The organism is Pseudomonas sp. ZL2, assembly GCF_054788455.1.
Map to the genome: position 1 here is coordinate 13,459 of NZ_JBGOGX010000025.1, position 21,170 is coordinate 34,628.

At 62.0% G+C, this 21,170-nt stretch carries 13 protein-coding genes; 7 read left to right on the forward strand and 6 right to left on the reverse strand.

Annotation, left to right across the window (positions count from 1 at the left end):
* Positions 1-202: 202 nt before the first annotated feature.
* Positions 203-1,285 (reverse strand): ABC transporter substrate-binding protein, encoded by a 1,083-nt coding sequence (locus ABM562_RS17215; RefSeq protein WP_115086874.1) that lies wholly within the window; start codon positions 1,283-1,285, stop codon positions 203-205.
* A 217-nt stretch (positions 1,286-1,502) separates the two neighbouring features.
* Here ABM562_RS17215 and ABM562_RS17220 point away from each other — a divergent pair, with 217 nt between their 5' ends.
* Together ABM562_RS17220 and ABM562_RS17225 are read left to right on the forward strand one after the other, a co-directional pair.
* Complete coding sequence (locus ABM562_RS17220) at positions 1,503-3,155, forward strand: nitrite/sulfite reductase (protein ID WP_134065152.1); 1,653 nt, start codon at positions 1,503-1,505, stop codon at positions 3,153-3,155.
* Positions 3,139-3,633, forward strand: a complete 495-nt coding sequence (locus ABM562_RS17225) for a DUF934 domain-containing protein (RefSeq protein ID WP_115086876.1) — start codon at positions 3,139-3,141, stop codon at positions 3,631-3,633. The genes ABM562_RS17220 and ABM562_RS17225 overlap by 17 nt, the downstream gene beginning before the upstream one ends.
* A 63-nt stretch (positions 3,634-3,696) precedes the next feature.
* Here the strand turns inward: ABM562_RS17225 and ABM562_RS17230 are convergent, their stop codons facing one another.
* Both ABM562_RS17230 and sohB read right to left on the reverse strand, forming a co-directional pair.
* Complete coding sequence (locus ABM562_RS17230) at positions 3,697-8,613, reverse strand: NEL-type E3 ubiquitin ligase domain-containing protein (RefSeq protein ID WP_460422737.1); 4,917 nt, start codon at positions 8,611-8,613, stop codon at positions 3,697-3,699.
* Between the two features lie 99 nt (positions 8,614-8,712).
* Complete coding sequence (gene sohB / locus ABM562_RS17235) at positions 8,713-9,732, reverse strand: protease SohB (protein WP_115086878.1); 1,020 nt, start codon at positions 9,730-9,732, stop codon at positions 8,713-8,715.
* A gap of 196 nt (positions 9,733-9,928) precedes the next feature.
* Between sohB and ABM562_RS17240 the strand changes: the two genes are divergently transcribed.
* Complete coding sequence (locus ABM562_RS17240) at positions 9,929-10,639, forward strand: histidine phosphatase family protein (protein WP_115086879.1); 711 nt, start codon at positions 9,929-9,931, stop codon at positions 10,637-10,639.
* Between the two features lie 56 nt (positions 10,640-10,695).
* A complete protein-coding gene (locus ABM562_RS17245; RefSeq protein ID WP_028941938.1) occupies positions 10,696-11,013 on the forward strand; it encodes an SCP2 sterol-binding domain-containing protein in 318 nt (105 codons plus the stop codon).
* Between the two features lie 64 nt (positions 11,014-11,077).
* Here ABM562_RS17245 and ABM562_RS17250 read toward each other — a convergent pair whose 3' ends face one another.
* Positions 11,078-16,174 carry a dermonecrotic toxin domain-containing protein gene (locus tag ABM562_RS17250; protein ID WP_460422740.1) on the reverse strand — a complete coding sequence of 1,699 codons (5,097 nt, stop codon included), beginning with the start codon at positions 16,172-16,174 and terminating at the stop codon, positions 11,078-11,080.
* A gap of 223 nt (positions 16,175-16,397) precedes the next feature.
* Here ABM562_RS17250 and ABM562_RS17255 point away from each other — a divergent pair, with 223 nt between their 5' ends.
* The 3 genes from ABM562_RS17255 (at position 16,398) to ABM562_RS17265 (ending at position 19,237) form a co-directional block, all read left to right on the forward strand.
* Positions 16,398-17,465: a phosphotransferase family protein gene (locus ABM562_RS17255; protein WP_115086881.1), complete on the forward strand. Its 1,068-nt coding sequence runs from the start codon at positions 16,398-16,400 to the stop codon at positions 17,463-17,465.
* A 22-nt stretch (positions 17,466-17,487) separates the two neighbouring features.
* Positions 17,488-18,255 carry an SDR family oxidoreductase gene (locus tag ABM562_RS17260; protein WP_115086882.1) on the forward strand — a complete coding sequence of 256 codons (768 nt, stop codon included), beginning with the start codon at positions 17,488-17,490 and terminating at the stop codon, positions 18,253-18,255.
* Between the two features lie 202 nt (positions 18,256-18,457).
* Positions 18,458-19,237, forward strand: coding sequence for a TSUP family transporter (locus ABM562_RS17265; protein ID WP_115086883.1), 780 nt, complete (start codon positions 18,458-18,460; stop codon positions 19,235-19,237).
* Positions 19,238-19,278: 41 nt separating this feature from the next.
* Here ABM562_RS17265 and ABM562_RS17270 read toward each other — a convergent pair whose 3' ends face one another.
* Positions 19,279-20,277 (reverse strand): hypothetical protein, encoded by a 999-nt coding sequence (locus ABM562_RS17270; RefSeq protein WP_254285414.1) that lies wholly within the window; start codon positions 20,275-20,277, stop codon positions 19,279-19,281.
* A 31-nt stretch (positions 20,278-20,308) separates the two neighbouring features.
* Positions 20,309-21,139 carry an NAD(+) diphosphatase gene (gene nudC, locus ABM562_RS17275; protein ID WP_460422743.1) on the reverse strand — a complete coding sequence of 277 codons (831 nt, stop codon included), beginning with the start codon at positions 21,137-21,139 and terminating at the stop codon, positions 20,309-20,311.
* Between the last annotated feature and the right edge of the window lie 31 nt (positions 21,140-21,170).

Consider the following 21,170-nt stretch of genomic DNA (forward strand, 5'->3'; position numbering starts at 1 on the left):
TGTCACTGGTGGCTGACCCAATACACCGCGGTCACCACAACCAGGATGATCAGACAGAGTATCGCCCAGGCATCGACACTGCTGTCATTCTTACCCGCTTTGGTCGAGTTTCCCATTGCATCGCCTCTTGTAGTGGTTATGGGAATGCATGTCACCCGTTGCAGTTAAGTCCAGCAATGCCCATTGCTCAAGCAGGGGCTTTTCAATAATCGACGGGGGCCTTGAGAAACGGATAACGGTAATCGGCCGGATGCCCCTGGGCGCTGTAGCGGTTGAAATCCAGGCCGTAGTCGGCCTGCTCCTGCAGGTTCAACCAGCGCCGCGCCCGCAGCGGGTCGATCAACTGCAGGACCGGTACCTGAAATTCGCGACGGCCATCGAGCTCGCTTGGCAGTTTCAGCGCATCATCGTGCAGTAACACCATAGCCCAGCCGCCCAGCGAGAAGTGCCCACCCATCAGCACGCTCAGGCGCCCGTCAATGCGCGCCTGCAAGGCCGCCTGCGAACTGTTGACGGCGCTGAACAGCACGTCCTTGCCCGGCACGCGCCCTACTTCTTCAAACGCCTGCATGGCACCCAAGGCCATCTCGTCGTTGGCCGACCACACCAGCTCGATCTTCGGGTAACGCTGCAACAGTTGCGTTGCCTGCTCGTACGCGCGCTGCCTGCCCCAGCCGCCATACACCACCTGGCGCAGGCGCACTTCAGGGTGCTCGGCCAGGGCGCGGCGCATGCCTTGCTCGCGCAGCTGCGAAGCCGGAGTGTTCTTGAGCCCGGAAAACGCCAGTAATTCCAGCGGCCGGGTCAGGCCCGGCTGGGCACGCAAGGCTATCAGCATCTTGAGCATCTGGTAGCCGGCCTGCTCGTCATTGCCCACCAGGGTCCCGAGCAACGGCGGGTACTTGTCCGGGTTGTTGTCGATCAGCTCGGCCTGGTTCGGCGTCAGGCCGTTGTTGACCAGAAACAGCTTGACCCCGCTGCCGCGGGACAGGCGGATAATCTCCGGAGCGATGTACTGTTCGTTGACCAGCACCAGGTAGTCCGGGCGCTGCTGGCCTTCGAGCACTTCAACGGCCTGGGTCAGTGCCAGCTCCGGCCGGCGCTCGCTGTACCTGATACTCAACTGCATGCCCAGGTCGTCGGCGGCGGCCTGCATGAAACGCGAATAACTGACCCAGAAGGTCTCGTTGGAATAGCCCGGATTGAGAAACACCACTGAAGCCGCCTGCGCGCCAGCCACCAGTGGCAGGCTCAGGCAAAGGCTTTGGCACAAGGCCTTGAGCATGCGTTGACGCTCCCGCTATTCAAACCACCCATTATAACCGGCCGTAGTGGCACATTGGCTAAACGCCATTCAGTCTCACTTAGTCCAAATGGTTCTTTTCATATGCAAAAACTTCACTTTTGCGCATAAACGCAAACTGCTATCTTTCTTCGGCTCCGCATCGGAGTGCGCGGCCGTGCGCGCGATTAGCTGCAAGCAGCTTGAGAACAGGACCCCTATGTACGTATACGACGAGTACGATCAGCGGATCATCGAGGACCGCGTCAAGCAGTTCCGTGATCAGACCCGCCGCTACCTGGCCGGTGAACTGAGCGAAGAAGAGTTCCGCCCCCTGCGCCTGCAAAATGGCCTCTATGTCCAACGTTTTGCCCCGATGTTGCGGGTCGCCGTGCCGTATGGCCAGCTGACGTCGCGCCAGACACGGATGCTGGCGAAGATCGCGCGCGACTACGACAAGGGCTACGCCCACATCAGCACCCGGCAGAACGTGCAATACAACTGGCCAGCCCTGGAAGACATCCCGGAAATTCTGGCAGAGCTGGCCACCGTGCAGATGCACGCGATCCAGACCAGCGGCAACTGCCTGCGCAACGTCACCACCGACCAGTTCGCCGGTGTCGCTGCCGATGAAGTGATCGACCCGCGTCCATGGTGCGAGATCGTCCGCCAGTGGACCACCTTCCACCCGGAATTCGCCTACCTGCCGCGCAAGTTCAAGATCGCCATCAATGGCTCGAGCAGCGACCGCGCGGCCATCGAAGTGCACGATATCGGCCTGGAGCCGGTGTACAACGCAGCCGGCGAACTGGGTTTCCGCGTACTGGTCGGTGGCGGCCTGGGCCGTACCCCGGTGGTCGGCGCCTTCATCAACGAGTTCCTGCCCTGGCAGGACCTGCTCAGCTACCTTGACGCGATCCTGCGGGTGTACAACCGCTACGGCCGTCGCGACAACAAGTACAAGGCGCGGATCAAGATCCTGGTCAAGGCGCTCACCCCTGAAGTGTTTGCCGAGAAGGTCGAGGCCGAGATGGTCCACCTGCGCGGCGGCAGCAGCACCCTGACCGAAGCCGAAGTGCACCGCGTGGCCAAGCACTTCGTCGACCCGGACTACCAGGCGCTGGACAACCTCGACTTCAGCGAACTCGAACAACAGCACCCGGGCTTTGCCCGCTGGCGCACGCGCAACGTGCTGGCGCACAAGAAGCCCGGCTACGTGGCCGTGACCCTGTCGCTCAAGCCCACCGGCGTGGCGCCAGGCGACCTGACCGACAAGCAACTGGATGCCGTCGCCGACCTCGCCGAGCGCTACAGCTTCGGCCAGCTGCGCACCTCCCACGAGCAGAACATCATCCTCGCCGACGTCGAGCAGAGCCAGTTGCACGCCCTGTGGCTGGAGCTGCGCGAAAATGGCCTGGCCACGCCGAACATCGGCCTGCTGACCGACATCATCTGCTGCCCGGGCGGTGACTTCTGCTCGCTGGCCAACGCCAAGTCGATCCCGATCGCCGAATCCATCCAGCGCCGTTTCGACGACCTCGATTACCTGTTCGACATCGGTGAGCTGGACCTGAACATCTCCGGTTGCATGAACGCCTGTGGTCACCACCACGTCGGCCATATCGGCATCCTCGGGGTGGACAAGAAAGGCGAAGAGTTCTACCAGGTCTCCCTGGGTGGCAGCGCCAGCCGCGACGCCAGCCTGGGCAAGATCCTCGGCCCTTCCTTTGCCCAGGACGACATGCCGGATGTGATCGAGAAGCTGATCGACGTCTACGTTGAAAGACGTACCGAAGACGAGCGCTTCATCGACACCTACCAACGTATTGGCATCGACCCATTCAAGGAACGCGTCTATGCAGCGAATCATTAAGAACAACGAGATTGTCGATGAAACCTGGCACCTGCTGCCCAAGGACTTCAGCATCGACGAAGTGACCAACTGCGACGACTACATTGTTCCGCTGCAGCTGTGGCGTGAACACGGCCATATGCTCATGGCCCGCGACGGCGGCCTGGGCGTATGGCTGGACGCCGATGAAGAAGCGGAAGAGATCGGCGAAGTCGCCAACCAGTTCCAGGTCATTGCCCTGAACTTCCCGGCCTTCACCGACGGGCGCAACTACTCCAATGCGCGCCTGCTGCGCGACCGCTACAAGTTCACCGGCGAGCTGCGTGCCATTGGCGACGTGCTGCGTGACCAGCTGTTCTACATGAAGCGTTGCGGCTTCGATGCCTTCGCCCTGCGTGCCGACAAGGACCCGGTCGAAGCGCTGCAAAGCCTGCAAGACTTTTCGGTGACCTACCAGGCCGCCACTGACGAACCGCAGCCGCTGTTCCGTCGTCGCTGAATGCATCGCGGGGCAAGCCCGCTCCTACCGATGTCATCTGGTGGGAGCGGGTTTGCCGGCTATTTACAGACGGGTGACCTGATCGGGAATACTGTTCCAGATCTGCGTGGTCAAGGTCTCGATCAAACGCTGCTCATCGGCGCCGCGACGTTGCTGGATGGTTTCCACTCGCGTGCGATAAACCTGATCGCGCATTGAACCCTTGTCTGCCTCCAGCGCTTCGAGCCGGGCAAAGAAAGGCTTGTTGACTTCGTCGAAACGCTCACCGTAGCGCGATTTGAGAAAGGTTATCCAGAAGTCCCGACTGGCAATCGTTTCTCTCAATGCCTGAGCTGTTTCGGCCGCCAGCACTTCGGTTTCGGCACCGTCCAATTGCCCTTCGGTGACATTGGCCATGTGCGCGAACCGCATGCCTTCCGGCTGCCCCGGCAGCTCCAGGCGCCTGGCCAGCCCGATCCGATAGGCCAGGCGCACTTCCACATCGTCGACCCGCAGCCCTGCTGCACGGCGCGCGGCGATATCGCGCAAGGCAATACGTTCGACCGCATCCAGCCGGCTCAAGCCACGCGCCAGGTCGATCAGTGCGTACTCGGTGCCCACGGCTGTGCCTGCCTCGTAGGCCTCTTGCACCAGCACCAGTACCTCCAGCTGGCTGAACACCAGGATGACGCCGTCTGCGCAGGTATTCGGATGCGCCACGAACTCGAACAGCTCTTCGCGCAGACGGGTACTGTCGCTGGCGGCCTTGAGCATCCGCCAGACCCGCTCACACAACGCCCGGTAAGCCTGAGTGAAATCGGTACTGCTGCGCAGGTCATTGAGCAGACGGAAGAACTCGCCGCTCTCAGGCTGCTCAGACAAGGCTTGCCAATGGGCGCGAACCTGCGCCGCCCGGTCGGCGTCGGTGCCCTCCAGCCAGAGATCCACACCCTGCGACGGCGTTGGCAATGGCGCGACATGAGGGCCACGCAGCGCAGGGCTTATACCCATGCTCCATTCAGTCCTTCGGCGGTAGACCTCCAGCCGTGTGAGGCTGTCGGCATCCAGCGGGTTACCGTGCAAGACGGTAGCGCGGTTGACCCTCTCGACACGCTGCACATGCTCGACCGGCTCAAGCACGGTCTGTGCAATGCTGGTGATCTGGTTGTCACGCAGGTCCAGCAATTCCAGCCTTTCCAGCTCGAACACGCCTGCCGGCCAAGTGCTGATTCCGGTATGCATCAAGCACAGATTGAGCAGTTGCGCCAGCGTGCCCACCGCAGGTGGCTGGCCGAGAGGGTTTTCGTTCAGGTTCAGCAGCTTCAGGCTGGTCAGCCGCGCAAGTACTGTGCTGTTCACTTGGTCCATCACCAGACGGTTGCGTTGCAGCTCCAACTTGGTCAAACCCTGCAACTCAGCCAGCGCATCGGCAAGCATGGTCAGGCGATTATTGCTGAGGTTGAGCCAGCGCAGCCTGGTGAACACCTGCAAAAAACCCGACGGCACCGATTGCAGGTTCATGCCTGAAAGGCGCACGTCAGCCACATGACTGAAGTCTGCCGTCAACGTCGGCAGCGCGCCGAGGCGCAGGTTGCTCAGATCCAGTTGGTAACCGATGAAACGCCCGTCGCCGGCATGCGCACGGGCGGTTTCCCGGCGCCAGGCTTTCTTGATTTTCTCGGCAACCTGGCGCAACACCCGTTCATGGACAACTTGAATGCGATCGTCGCCAGCATCCGTGTATTGCCCACGCTCGACCCACTGATTCAAGGCATCGGTCAGTTGCCTGTATTCACTGCGACGACGCTCCAGTGCTGCGAGCCTGTCGGCATCGGTCAGGCCCAGCTCTTCAAGGAAGCGTTCAGCCTGCTCCGGCTCCAGGATCGGGTAGAGGCTGCGCAACTGAATGAGCAAGCCACTGTCGAAACGGCGGTCGGCAGCACCGCGACCGCTGAGCGGATAGCCGATACGGCCATCGGCCAGGCGCATGGGCGTACGCAGCCAGGGGCGTACAGGTTGCTGGCCGATCAATTTCGAGGCCCGAAGCCGGTCACTGCTCGCCAGTGCCGTCAATTGCGTACGCAGGCGCATGGGTTGGTAAAGCTGCAGCCCCAGCGCCTGACGCTCACTGTCAGGCAGGGCCTTGAGCAGTGCGCCGGCCATATCATCGTTGACCGTCAACTCGTTACCTTCGGCATCATAGGCACTGTAACGGCCGTCCTTGCGCAGCAAGGTCTTCAGTGTTGCGTCAGGCTCTCCGGCGGCCATAAGCAACTGGCCATCAGCCGAACCTTCATGCACCTGCAGGCGCACCTGGCCACTCCAGCCGGGCAAGTGCTCCAGCAGGCCAACCATCAGCCGGTCACTGTCCAGGCTCGCCAGCCTGGGCTCGAACATCCCTTCCATGGCGCGGTTCAGGCGAACCTGGCGCTGGTACAGCCGGGCTTCCTCCGCCAGGCGCAGGGGAACCCGGGCGAGCACTTGGCGCATTTGCTCCAGCTCAGCCGGGGTCGCATGGCCAACCAGCTCTTCGGCGGCTTGCAGGGCCAGCGCAGGGAAGCTTCGCTGCAGCAGGCGCACTTCAGCGCTGGCCTGCTCGCCTGGGGTGGCATAGATACTGTCGAAAATGGCCACGCGCCGTTGTTCAGCACGGGTCGCCAAGGCGTCGCGCAGCACCTGCAGTCGTTCGCTTCGCGGCACATGGACACCTACCAGGCGCTTGATGGCCGGTTCATCCAGACGCTGCAGAATCACTTCCGGCAAGCGGTTGTCGTGCAGCTCACTCATCAACACCTTGAACGTCTCGGTATCGGGCCACCGATCGAGGCCGTAGATCGCTGAGTCGCCCGATAACCCGGCGCCTCGAAATACTTCGATCGGCAGGTTCAGCCAGCCTGGCAGCTCTGTCGCCAGTACCGCACTGAATCCGCGGCCAATACCTCCTGGCGAGCCGCTGCGCAGCTTGCCGATCCAGGTATCGAGCTGACGGTCCAGGCGCAAACGCTGCAGGGTATCGGCCAGCAGCGGCGGCAGCGCCCGCTGGCCAGCATGGACCGCACGCAAGGTATTGTCATCGATACCACTGATTTCGCCCGCCTGCAGCAACTCGGTGTCAGTCAGCCCCTCGGTGGCGTGTCCTGAACGGCGCAGCAGCTGCAGACGGCTCCAGGCCAATGGCTGCTCGCCATGGGCCAGCCAGGCACCGTCGCTATTGTGATCGAGCAAGGGGCGGTAGGCCGTTGGGTCAGATGGGTGCAAGACCTGCCACTGGCCGTCGCCTGCCTGGGCAACCTCGAAGGTGTCGCTGCCCAGGCGGATGTAGCGCTTGCCATCTGCCAGGTAATGGCCATTGGCATCAGGTTCGATCCCTTGCAGATTAACTTCACGGGCGTAGTCGCCCAGCGCAGGCTGCCACAATCGCTGCTGACCGTCTGGCAGCCTGACCTTGACCAGGCCATTGATCGTCTCGCTCGCCGCGACCGGCTCGAGCGCCCTGCCGGCGACGCCCAGCCCGGCGACGATGGCGATGTTGAGGCCGACCGACTTGAGGTGCGCCCAGGCTTCGTCCAGATCGCCAGCCTCCCAGGCATGGGCCCCTTCGACCACCTCGCCGATCAGTTGCGCCGCAGCCACTGCAGCCATCACGGCACCGAGCGACGGGACAAAGAACGCGGCGGCATTGAGCAGGTTGAAACCGATCGACTCCCAGTAAGCGAGACGGGCGCGCCAGGCCTGGTCGTCGACGTCAGCACTCGGCACCGCCAGGGCACGGGCGTCATCCTTGATCTTCTGCACATGGCGATCCTGCAAATAGCCAAACAGCTCCTGGTCGATGAACGTCTCGCGCACATGCAGGTTGGCGCCCGGGTTCGGCCGCCGCCAGTACAGGCCATCGCCATCATTGACCAGGTGATACAGGGTATCCTGCAGCCGCGACAACACATGTTCTTGCGACGAGTGCGGCACATAGCTGCGCAGCAGTGCCTGGTAGGCGGGTTGGCGTAATCTGACCTTGAGGTCATCCCTGGCCGCGCGCACCGACGGGTACTCCTTGAGCGGCGCGTCAGGCGCCCCCGGCAGGTAGAGGAGCACCGGCTCGACGCCATTGTCGTCACGCTCGGGACCGATCACCAGCACCTCGGACAACGGCACGCCAAACATGCTCAGCTGGCTGCAGCGCACCGGCTTGCCACCCCAGCGTGGTGCCCGCCCGCCCTGGACCAGCTCCAGCAGCACCGCGCGGGCCTGCTCGCTGATCTGCTGTTTGAGAAAAGCGACCTGCAGACGGACCCGCAGCAGGTCCTTGTACAGTTCGATGGCCAGGCTACGGCGCCTGGTGCTGCTGCGCGGATGCTCGAACACCTCACCCAGGTGGCGCTGGTACTGCCCACCCAGATCCAGGTCATGGCACAAGCGGGCAAACGCCTGGGGCTCGATATCGAGCTTTTGCGAGTAGCGGTAGCGAAAACGCGGGTAGCCCTGCTCGCTACCCGGCACCCGCTCAAGGAAGAACGCATCCTTGGGGGCCAGCGCGGTACCGTCTTCAAACTCGCTGTCGGCGGCAAAGTTCTGCAACGCGGCCTGCATCAGGCGCTGGCGGCGCGGGACGGTCTTGAGCATTGACCCCAGCAACACCGATTCGCGCTCGATACGCACGAACTCATCGTTGTCGATATCAGGCTCGACACCGAGGTCAGCCTTGAGGCGGGCCTTGAGCAAGGGTTCGCAAAACGCACCGATGCCCTTGAAGTCCTTCAGCTCACGGGCCAGGCGCTGCCCGGAACGGCGGCTGCGCACCTGGTAATCGGCCAACAGTTTTTTTTCAACTTCGCTGGCGCTCGCAAACCAGTCGCCCTGGTCGCGACCATGCTGTTCCGGCAGCAGGTGGGCGCCCATCTGGTCGAAGTTTTCGGGCCTGGCGTGCCTGATCCAGGCGGGCAGGCGTTGCAAGATGAAGGGGCCATGCAGGCCGGGAACGGATACTGGAGGGGGGGTGGTCATGGCAGGTCTCCTGTTGGCTTGAACGCCTAGGAGACCTGCCGGTAGCACCACCTGGGTGCTAATTAATGCTTGCGCATTGCGCGCCGCGGGGGTTGCCGGTTACCAAAGACGCCCACTGAGACGGCTCCAGAGCTTGACCGCCAGATGCTCGAGCGAACCACTGGCCGCCAGGCCGACGCGCTCCTGCAGGCTTTTGCGTTCGGCAAAGTGCAGGTGGTAGAGGTTGGCTTCGCGGGCTCGCTGACTCAGGTACTCATCGCTGGTCATCAACTGGTCGACCAGTTGCTTGTTCAGCGCCGCAACGCCGAGCCAGACTTCACCGGTAGCCACATCATCAATGTGCAACTGCGGGCGATAGCGCGAAACAAAATCCTTGAACAGCTGGTGGGTGATATCCAGGTCTTCCTGGAACTTTTCCCGGCCCTTCTCGGTGTTCTCGCCAAACACGGTCACAGTGCGTTTGTATTCACCGGCGGTGAACACCTCGAAGTCGACATCGTGCTTTTTCAGCAGGCGGTTGACGTTGGGCAACTGCGCCACCACGCCGATCGAACCGAGGATGGCAAACGGCGCGCTGACGATCTTGTCGCCGATGCAGGCCATCATGTAACCACCACTGGCAGCGACCTTGTCGATGCACACCGTCAATGGCACGCCGGCCTGGCGAATTCGCGCCAGTTGCGAAGCGGCCAGGCCATAGCTGTGAACCATGCCGCCGCCGCTTTCCAGGCGCAGCACCACCTCGTCCTGGGCCGTGGCCAGGCTCAGCACGGCGCTGATTTCATGGCGCAGGCTCTCGGTGGCCGAGGCCTTGATGTCGCCGTCAAAGTCGAGGACGAACACCCGGCTTTTTTCTTCGGGCTTTTTCTTCTGCTGTTTTTCGGCCTTGGCCTGCTGCTTGCGCAAGGCCTTGAGCTGGGCCTTGTCCAGCAGGCTGCTTTCCAGGCGCTCGCGCAAGTCCTTGTAGAACTCGTTGAGCTTGTTGACCTGCAACTGCCCGCCGCCCTTGCGCCGGCCCTTGCCGCGCAAACCGGCAATCGCCGAGAGGACAATCAGAAACGCGATCACCAGGGTCGCGGTCTTGGCGAGAAAGCTTGCGTACTCTGCAAGAAACTCCACAGTAACTCCTTAACATGCCTGCGCCCGTACGGCGCGAACCGATAGTCAAGCATACCGAGGCCGCCCTGCCCCTGCCAGCGTAGGAAATGTTCGGCAATGCAGTTCAAACGCTCTTTTCAAACGCTTGTATGTTTTTTCGTTGACAGCCCGACGGTGGCAACCTAACCTCGGCTCATCCTTAGCGCAGGCGGACGACGTGGGCAGTATCTACCTGATTCGACATGGCCAGGCTTCATTTGGTGCAGACGACTATGACGTCCTCTCGCCCGTGGGCATGCGCCAGAGCGAGGCCCTCGGCGAGCATCTGGCGCAACTGGGCCTGCGCCTGGACCGCTGCCTGGCCGGCGACCTGCGCCGCCAGCAGGATACCGCGCGCCTGGCCCTGGCACGCCTGCAGGCAGCCGGTGCTGCGGTACCGGCGCTGGAAACCGACAACGCCTTCAACGAATTCGATGCCGATGGTGTAATCCGCGGCCTGCTGCCCGGCCTGTTGCCGGACGAGCCTGAGGCCTTGCACGTGTTGCGCAACGGCACGCAGAACCGCAGCGAGTTCCAGCGCCTGTTCGCCCTGCTGGTGCAGCGCTGGCACGCTGGCGAACATGCCTGCGAAGGCGCCGAGAGCTGGCAGGGGTTTGTCCAGCGTGTCGACGGCGGCCTGCAGCGGGTGCTGCAACAGGCCGGCAACGGCGACAACATTGCGATCTTTACTTCGGGCGGCACCATCGCCGCCCTGCTCCACCTGGTGACCCGTATCACTGCCGGCCAGGCTTTCGAGCTGAACTGGCAGATCATCAACACCTCGCTCAGCCAATTGAAGTTTCGTGGCCGCGAGGTGGCCCTGGCTTCCTTCAACAGCCAGGCCCATGTGCAGCTGTTGAAGGCGCCGGAGCTCATCACCTACCGATGAACCCCGGCTCGTTGTGACCTCAACCGTCACGCAAATCACTTAATAAGGAACACACCATGAGCGATGTAGCAAAAGCCGTCGAAGCGATGAAAGCCAAATTCAACCCAGCCGCTGCCGCCGGCCTGGACCTGGTTTTCGGTTTCAACATCACTGACGAAGACAAGCACTACGCCCTCATCGTCAAGGATGGCACCTGCGAAATCCAGGAAGGCGAAAACGCCGACGCCAACTGCACCCTGGTGCTGGACAGCGAAACCCTCAAGGGTATCGTCAGCGGCGACACCGACGGCATGCAGGCTTTCATGGGCGGCAAGCTGCGCGTTGAAGGCGACATGATGCTGTCGATGAAACTGAGCGAGCTGTTCCCGGCCTGATCGGCTTGCAGCGATAAAAAACCGAAGCCTGGGCTTCGGTTTTTTTTTGCCGTACATCGCAGTGTCAGGCCGGCGCCACCGGTGTGATGACTTCCTCGGTCAATGTCACAGACAGCGCTGCACGCTGCTGACCGACAAGGGTCTCCAACCTGTCACGCCATTGCGTCATACGCTCAGGATCATGAGCCACCGTCGCAACCGATGCCGGCTGCACTTGCATGGCCATCGCCAGCAGATCTCTCACTTCATCGTCCAGCGCCTCTGGTTGCTCGCGCCCTTCAGCCAGCGCATTGAGGTAATCCCTGGCCATTCGTGCGCGCTCATTGAGCAACCCATAACGCTCTGCAAACACCGCTCGCAGGTAGCCGGCCCAGTAGCCTTCAGTGCGAAGCCAATTGCCCAGTTCACGGGCTTCGCTGCTCGACACCGCATCCAGCGCCGCTTGCAAGTGGGTCTCTGTGATCCAGTCGTGGGGGGTGCGAATCGCCCGCCCCAGCAATGGCAGGGTCATCGGCAAGCGCTGGGCCAACCTGAAGTGAAAGTCCTCGAACACCTCGTACTGTTCGATTGCCCGCCCAGGCTGGCGCCACTCATGAAAATGCGCCTCGACGTAACGAAACAAGGCGCGCGAGCGGCCGCGCAAACGCCCTTGAGTGATCAATACGCTGCGTGCGTCCCCCCTCTGCTGGATGGCTCGTTGCGCCTGCGCGTACTCCAGCACCTGGTCAAGGATGTAGAAGTCATCACGCGCCTCGTTGGTGTAGAGCACCACGGCTCTACCAATCGCTTCGCGCAGCACCTGCCGCTCATACATCTGGTCAAACAGAGAATGCACTGTTTGCAAGAATGCATCGCGGTTGAGCCAGGCGGACTCGGTACGACTCATGCGTTCAAGGACATCGAAGAGCAGACGCATGCCAACGCCCTGATTCTCGCGCATGATCTGCCAATTGACTCTTTGCAAAGCATTACCACCTTCGACCAGGTTCATGACCGGTTCGTGCTGCGCCCACTCCATCGCACGATGGGGGTTGCCCGCTGCGATCATTTCCCCCTCCACCCTGGCGCGTTCAGCCTGCGGCAGGTACGGCAGCGTCAGCCTCAATCCCGGCACCCGCCCAGCCCCCGCCGGGACTTGTGTGAAATGGTTACCCAGCAGCGATACCAGGGTCAACGAGGGCAAGGTTTCCAGGCCCTGCGGCCACTCGGTGATCCCGGTCTGGTCCAGGCGCAATCGCTGCAGCCCCGTCAGGCTGCCCAGCTGAGGCGCCCTCCCCAGAGGGTTGCCGGAGAGGTCAAGGTGCTGCAGGCGGGTCAAACCCTGCCACTGGCCCACGGTGTCGGCGTCGAGGGTGATCTGGTTGTTGATCAGCATTAGTCGGTGCAACTGCGCCAACGACACCAATGCCCCAGCTTCGAACCGAGCCTGACTGGCAAAAATGGACAACTCCCTGAGGGTATCGATGGCAGCCAGTGCCGCAAGATGCTCCGTGGTCCAGAGCGTCGGGGCAGGTGTGGCAAACTCGATGTACAACGCTGTAAGACTGGTTGAGTGGCGCAATGGCGCCAAGGCTTCGGGGCTCATACCCGGACAGGTAAGGAGCAGATACTCCAGCGCCGGCAACTGACCGATGTCGGTGGGCAAGGATTGCAGCGCAATACCTTCGATCTGCAGGTCGCGCAGATTGGGAAACGCCCGCAGAAATCCATCGGGAATGCTGGTGATGTCCAGGGCGCTGAGCACCAGAATCTCCACCCCCGCCAGCTCGCCGTTCAATACTGGCAGGCTGTCGAGCGCCAGCCCGCTCAGACGCAACTGGATGCCGCCCGATGGCAGCCTGATCACCCGGTTGTCGACCGCGCGCAAGCGCCACGCAGCGCTAAGCAGTTGGGCAATTTGCTGGCGTTGCTGACTCCTCACCCAGTAATGCTGGTCATGCCCGTGCAGCACGATATCGAATGCACGGCCCTCTACCCAGTTGTCCAGTGAAACGCTGAATGCAATCGATGCTCGCTCAAGCGCTGCCACGGCTTGTTCACTCTGCTCCTGACTGCCGGCCAGGCGTTCAAGCCGCACGGCGATCTGCTCGGGCGTGTCGTCGACGAACATGGCCTCCAGGCGCTGTTGCAGTGTGCGCGAGCCGAACAACCTGTTGACCACGCTATGGCCCGGGTAGGCCCGGCGCCCCGCCACAGCCGGCAGACTGGGTTCAAGCCAGCGCGGCGGTGCCGCGATCCCCAGCAGCCTGCGCGCGCGCTCCGGCTGCTCGGTCGCCAGGTCACGCAGCCTGCGGCGCAACGCTTCGGCACTGGCCATGGAGGTCGGCAAGGCGTTTCTCGTGAGTGCCGGCAAGGCGGCGAACAGGCCGGCAAAAAACCCATAGCGTGCGCTGCTGGTGGTACCAAGGCCCAGGCCGCCGGCGTCATACAGGTGCCAGTTCTGTTCGGTGCGCACCAGCACACGGCTGTTGGTTGCGCTTACCTCGCCCACGCTCGCTACCAGGCGGCCAGTGCGGGTGGACTCACGTAACTCCAGGCGCAATTGCCCAGGCCAGCCGGGTAGATACTCCAGGAGGCTCAATGCCAGTCGCTGGGTGTCTTCGTTGTGCAGATAGCCAAGCTCGAAGTCGGTGAAAGCCTGACTCAGCCGAACACGGCGCGAGACTTCCACCACACGCTCGGTCAATTCCATGGATGGCTCTTGTCTGGCTTGCCAAAGTGCTCGCTCGCGTACATCCACCGTACGTAGCACCTGCGCCGCTACCGACCGGGTCAAGCCGGGGAACAGTCGCTGCAAGGTCATCAGTACCTGCTCGTCATCCACCGGTACATCCAGCAAGGAGGGCGCAGAATGGTGGTAGAACTGTTCGAAAAGGGCTCGACGCACGCGCTCCAGGCCGTTCGCCAGGTCGGCGCACACTGAAGCCCACCGGGATGCGTTACCCTCCTGCGGTTCTTCCTCGTCGTCGCTCAGGTCACGTCGACGCCGTGGCGCATCCGCCAGCACCTCGACTACCCGGTCGATCAGGCGATTATGCTGCAGATCAGCGCGAGACACCTTCAAGGGCTCTACCCCTTCTTGGCCATCACCGTGCACTTGCAACGGCGCCCCCCAATACTCGACGCTGTCATAGAGCTCTATGGTTTTACCAGGTGGCCAGTTCGGCAGCTTCACCAGAATTTGCACGACGGGCGAGTAGTCCTCAGCCAGCAGGCTTCCCCGGCGAGCCCGGCTGATCAAACCCAGCACCTGACGATCCGCGGCAAGGCGCAACAGCGTTTCGTGCAGCACGATAGGTAGTGGCAGGTCGTCTCGGAAAACCTGACGCAGTTCATCGATCGTCACGCCGCTGATGTCGCCAAGCAGTTGCAGTTCGGCTGCTGCGAACCGCTCAACGACAGTTCCCAGGCGGCGCAGCAAGGTCGCTTTGCTCCAGCGTTGCGGTTGCTCCATCACATGGTGCCAGGCGCCCTGACCATTATGTTCCAGCACCGGGCGGAACAACGACGGGTCCCTGGGCGACAGGATTCGCCATTTATCCAGTTCGGTGTCTTTCTCGACCTGGTAGATATCGTTGTCGATCCGTACCCACTGTTTACCGTCGGCATCATAGATTCCGTTCTGACGGTTCGGCGCCAACTGGTTCTTCCAGCGCACGTCCTGCGCATAAGGCAACAGGTCGGGATGCCATAGCTGTTCACGGCCATCGTCCAGGCGTACCACAACCAGGCGGGCCATGGCTGAAGGCACCGTCAGCTCATCCTCTTCTTCGCCATCGGCAATCGCGGCGTTGAGCAAGATCGCGCGCAAGAAAGCTTGCCCGGTCTCCTGCACCCTTACATTCCAGTGATCGGCGCCATGGAAGAATCTCGCCAGCAGTTTTGCCGCCAGAACGACAGTGAAGGCTACCCCCATCACGGGCATGAACAGCGTCGCGCCCCCCAGAACCGCCAAAGTGGTGTTGTAGCCTGCGTCCAGATCACCACGAAGCATCTCATCACAGTCCTGACTGCTCACCACCAGCGCACGAGACTGATCCTTGATGTACTGAACGCTTTCGTTATAGAGCACATCGAACAGCTCGCGGCTTACGTCAACCTGCTGCCAATGCTGGGCACGGCGCAGACTTTGCGGGTCCACCAGCAGGTCAAGAAAACCTGGCCGTTCCTTGATTGTGGCAAAGCTGGCGAGAAACCGCCGAAACCCCCGATCCGCCAGTCGACTGATCAGGTCAGTCTTGAAGGCCTCGAGCGATGCATACTGCTTGAACGGATGCAGCGGATCGCCCGGGATGTAGACAATGCAGGGGACAATCTCAGTCGAGTCGACTGTGGAAGGCGCTATGATCACGATCTGCGTCAACGCCACACCGAACAGCGCCAGACGGGTACACAGGCTGGCGTCGAAAACATTGCCCTGGGCCAAGGCAACTTTCAGGGGCGCATCGGCCGGTGCGTCAGCGGACTGTCTCAGCAACGCCCGCACCGTTGCATACCCCTGTTCGTCGAGATCGTCCCTGATACGGGCAATGTTGGCTTGCACCTCCATCAGGTCGCGCATAGCGGTCTTTTTCTTGCTGCGCAGAACATCCTTGTCGCCGCCCATGAGCAGCACGTTTTCCAGGTGTTCCTGATAGCGTTTGCCCAGGTCCAGCTCGCGACAACCCTCAGCGAAATCAGCCGCAGAGATCGAGAGCAGGTCAGGATAGGGAGCTTCACTGTCGGTTGCGGTCAGCACGCTGGTCTTGTCGCTTGCCAGCGCGATCAGTTCATCGCGGCTGAAGTTCTTCAACGCTGCCTCGAACAGCGAAACGCTGGAAATTCGAAAGCCGGCGGTGCGCCTCACAAAACGAGCCTCGAGGATATCAACAGTCACGTTGAAGCGGGTCTGGAGCCAGTTTTCAAGTACAGGTTCGCAAAATTCATAGGCGCTTTGCAGGTCGGCGAAGGCCCGGGCAGCTTCGTGGCGCGAAGCATGGCTGCGGGCCTGGCTGGCATGCAAGGCGTTGCGCATTGGCCGGGAGGCGCTGCGCAACCATTGCGGCTGGCTGGAGGTTGCACTGTCGGGCAGCATGGCCGCCAGCTCCGAGCGTTTGAGCCGCGCGATCCAGGAGGGGACGCGCGCCTGTAGAAAGGCGACGTTAGGGTGAGAGGATGTCATGGTGTACGTCACTCCAGCGGTTTGGGATAGGCCAGTTGAATTCAACCCGCCCGCTTCGGTGCGTTAGATATATGTAGCCTTGCCGGTCATGGCGGCGCAGGCACATCAGGCACAGTGATCGCAGCGCAACACAGCGGTCTATAACAGCTGGGCAACGCTTGTTAGGGGATGGGCAACCTATTAAATTGCCAATGATCCGCCCCACCGATCATAAGGGAAACGAATGACGCTCACCGACCAGTCCACCCAGGTCCGCCCCGGCGAAGAACTCGACGCTGCGGTGATCGACCCTTATCTGAAGGCGCACATTCCGGGCCTGAGCGGCTCACCGAGCATCAGCCAGTTCCCCGGCGGCGCCTCGAACCTGACCTATCTGGTGCAGTACCCCGGGCGCGAGTTCGTACTGCGTCGGCCACCCTTTGGCCACAAGGCCAAATCCGCCCATGACATGGGCCGCGAGTTTCGCATCCTCAACCAGCTCAACAGCGGTTTCCCCTACTGCCCCAAGGCTTACGTGCACTGCACCGACGAGGCGCTGATCGGCGGTGAGTTCTACGTCATGGACCGGGTCAAGGGCATCATCCTGCGCTCGGACCTGCCACCGGAGCTGGGCCTGGATGCGCAGCGTACCGAGGCGCTGTGCAAGAGCTTCATCGAGCGCATGGTCGAACTCCACCAGGTGGACTACAACGCTTGCGGCCTGGGTGACCTGGGTAAACCCGAAGGCTATGTGCAACGCCAGATCGAGGGCTGGGCCAGCCGCTACGAAAAAGCCCTGACCGCGGATGCGCCACGCTGGGAAAAGGTCATCGCCTGGCTGCGCGAGAAGATGCCCGCCGATCACCCCAAGCCTGCGATCGTGCATAACGACTATCGCTTCGACAACGTCATCCTCGATGCCGACAACCCCATGCGCATCATCGGTGTGCTCGACTGGGAAATGACCACCCTCGGCGACCCGCTGATGGACCTGGGCAACACCCTGGCCTACTGGATTCAAGCCGACGACCCGGCGCCGGTGCAGCTGATGCGCCGCCAACCGAGCAATGCCCCGGGCATGCTGACCCGCCAGCAGTTCGTCGACTACTACGCTGAACGCGCCGGCATCAAAATCGACAACTATGACTTCTATTACACCTACGGCCTGTTCCGCCTGGCCGGCATTGTCCAGCAGATCTACTACCGGTTCTTCCACGGCCAGACCCAGGACAAGCGCTTCGCCCAGTTCATTCACATGAACAAGCTGCTGGAGCACATGAGCCTGCAGGTCATCGCCAAGTCCCCACTCTGACGACTACAACAAGGAAAAGACCATGTCCAAGACTCACCTGTTCGACCTCGACGGCAAAGTCGCCTTCGTTTCCGGCGCCAGTCGCGGCATCGGCGAAGCCATCGCCCACCTGCTGGCCCAGCAAGGCGCCCACGTGATCGTCTCCAGCCGCAAGCTAGAGGGCTGCCAGCAGGTTGCCGATGCAATCATCGCCGCCGGTGGCAAGGCCACTGCGGTTGCCTGCCATATCGGTGAGATGGAGCAGATCGGCCAGGTCTTCGCCGGCATTCGCGAGCAGTTCGGGCGCCTGGACATCCTGGTCAACAACGCTGCCACCAACCCGCAGTTCTGCAATGTGCTGGACACTGATCTTGGCGCCTTCCAGAAGACCGTCGACGTCAACATCCGCGGTTATTTCTTCATGTCGGTGGAAGCCGGCAAGCTGATGCGCGACAACGGTGGCGGCAGCATCATCAACGTCGCCTCGATCAACGGCGTGTCGCCGGGGATCTTCCAGGGTATCTACTCGGTGACCAAGGCGGCGGTGATCAACATGACCAAGGTCTTCGCCAAGGAATGCGCGCCGTTCGGTATCCGCTGCAACGCCCTGCTGCCGGGCCTGACCGACACCAAGTTCGCCTCGGCGCTGGTCAAGAACGATGCGATCCTCAACACCGCCCTGCAGCAGATCCCGCTCAAGCGCGTGGCCGATCCGAAGGAGATGGCCGGCGCGGTGCTGTACCTGGCCAGTGATGCGTCGAGCTATACCACCGGTGTGGCGTTGAATGTCGATGGTGGGTTTTTGTCCTGAGTACCGTGTGGGAGCTGGCTTGCCAGCGATGAGGCCATTGCAGCCTACGACCGCTTCGCGCTCGATCGCGGGCAAGTCCCGCTCCCACACGTTCGCGGCTGCCTTCAGGATCGATGAGGCGCCTGACAGACGGCCTCGATCTCCATTACCATATCGACCCTTCGGCGCAGCCCTTCTGCGCCCAGTCGATTAAGCCCAGACCATGCCTTTCGAACTCAGCGTAGACCTCACCACCCTCGCGATTCTTGCCGCCGTCGCTTTCGTTGCCGGCTTCATCGATGCCATTGCCGGAGGCGGCGGCCTGCTCACCACCCCCGCCCTGCTCACCGCCGGCATGCCACCGCACCTGGTGCTGGGCACCAACAAGCTCAGCTCGACCTTCGGCTCGGCCACCGCCGGCTTCACCTATTACCGGCGCAAGCTGTTCCATCCGGCGCAATGGCGCCACGCCCTGGTCGGCACGTTTATCGGCGCCTTGATTGGCGCGGTGGTGGCCCACTACCTGCCAGCCGAATGGCTGAACAAGATGCTGCCGGTGATCGTCTTCCTCTGCGGCGTGTACCTGCTGTTCGGCGGCACGCCCAAGGCGCCGCTGGACGCCGACGCGCCGGTGAAAAAGAAGTGGCAGATCCCCCAGGGCTTCACCCTGGGTTTCTATGACGGCGTGGCCGGCCCCGGCACCGGGGCGTTCTGGACCGTCAGCACGCTGCTGCTCTACCCCATCGACCTGGTCAAGGCCAGCGGCGTGGCGCGCAGCATGAACTTCGTCAGCAACGCTGCAGCCCTGTCGGTGTTCATCTTCTCCGGCCAGGTCGACTGGCTGGTCGGTCTGTCGATGGGCTCGGCACTGATGGTCGGCGCATTTTTCGGCGCGCGCACCGCCATCAGCGGCGGCAGCAAGTTCATCCGCCCGGTGTTCATCACCGTGGTGCTGGCATTGACCGTGCGTCTAGCGTGGCAGCATTGGTTCGGGCAGGTGTAAGCCCTGCGCCCGCCCATTGAATGCAATAGGCAGGCGCTGGATCAAAGGCGGGTAATTTCGACACCGGCGAAATGATCGATCACCAACTGTTTGAACACGTCGATCTCGTCTTTGGCCTTGTCACAGCTCAACTGCTCGATATAAAAACGGTACAGCCCGTCCTCCAGATGGGGCTGGGCTGCTTCAAGGTCTTCAAAGCGTTCGTTGAAGACTGCGTCATGCTCGCGAAAACGCGTGGGATGCTCCTCTCTGAAGAACCCTTGCCACTCGCTTTGTGCATCAAGCAGAAACTCCGGCACAGCGGCCTTGAGTTGTCGCTCGTCCATTCTGAAAGCCTGTGCAAGCTGCGTCAGCTCAGCAAGCATGTTGTCCTGGCCTTTTCGCTCAATCGCTCCCCACCCCTCATCAGGGCCCAGCAGAAGGCGGCCACTTTCAATAATTACCGCATTGCGCCGCTCCAGGCGCTGGACCGGGATATCAAGCAGTGCGCTGAATGGATTACCCGGTGGCGATGGGCGGACTTCAAGCTCCCAGGGGAAGCTCTCCAACAGGGCATCTGCACCCGAGAACGCGTCCGCGCCGCCGGTGCGATCGAAATACACGCACGCCCCCAGATCGCTGTCCTCAAATACCGCCACCCCAAGCTGATGTTCAGGCGCCCCCTCCTGCGCAGGTGCCGACACGTTACGGGGCAGAAGCCGGGGTAGCAGTTCGAAGGGGTTGGCGTCAGTGCCAGAGAGCCCTGCCTGATGCAGTATCTGCTCAGCCAGCGTCTGCTGCTCTGACGACATTTGCGTTTCGCTGATACTTGCCGCCAGAAACGCCAATAGATTTTGATAGGCCTCGGGACGTGAACCTCGGCCCTCGCCCAACGCCACGCAAGCCTGCTCCAGCTGCTCGCGTAGTTCATAAGCGCCCGGCGACTCTGCCTGAAGGTCAACAGAATGACTGTAGCTGCTGGCTGCTGGATTCAACTCCACGACGATCTTTCCCGGCTGGTTAGTAAAGTCGGGCAGTTTCTTCTGATAGGGTCCAGGCACCTAGAGGGAATACTTTCCCTGTCAGCTTGTGTCAGCTGAGCAGCACCGGCTCCTGCAACCCCAAGCGCCGCGCCACGTACAAGTCGATCAGGTAACGGGCAATCGAGCGCCCCGCCGGCAACGGCGGCAGCGCGTCGACCCGGAACCACTGGGCGTCCTCGATCTCGTCCGCTTGCATGATGATCTCGCCGCCGGCGTACTCGGCATGAAAGCCGAGCATCATCGAATGCGGGAACGGCCAGCACTGGCTAACGACGTACTGGATGTTCTGCACCTCGATCGCCACCTCTTCGCGCACCTCGCGCACCAGGCAATCCTCAGCCGACTCACCCGGCTCGGCAAAGCCGGCCAAGGTGCTGTACACGCCGGTGACAAAGCGTGGAGAACGGGCCAGGAGGATTTCATCGCCACGGGTGACCAGCACGATCATGCTCGGCGAGATGCGTGGGTAGCTGCGCAGCTCGCACGGCGCGCAGTACATGGCCCGCTCCCAGTGGATCTGCGCCATGGGCTGGCCGCAGCTGCCGCAGAAGCGGTGCTCGCGGGCCCAGGTGCCGATCTGCGCGGCGTAGCCGAGGATCTTGTAGGTATCGAAGTCGCCTTCGAGCATGAACTGACGCAAGCCGCGCCAGCTGCAGCCCGCTACCGCCTGCGGGCTGCGCAGCTCGAGAAGGAACACCGGCTGGCCATCGAAATGGCCAATGCCGTGCTCGCACAGTACGTCCAGTTCCTGACGCCTGAGCCAGTCGCGCGGGAACAGCGCACCATTGTCATCGACCAGGAACCCTTCGCTGCTGCGGGCTACTGCCCAGCCGCCGCTGATGTTCGTATCCAGTACTGCGGTGATCCAGCGCGCTGACATCGTGCGGTTCCTTGCGGGGGTTCGCCGCCGG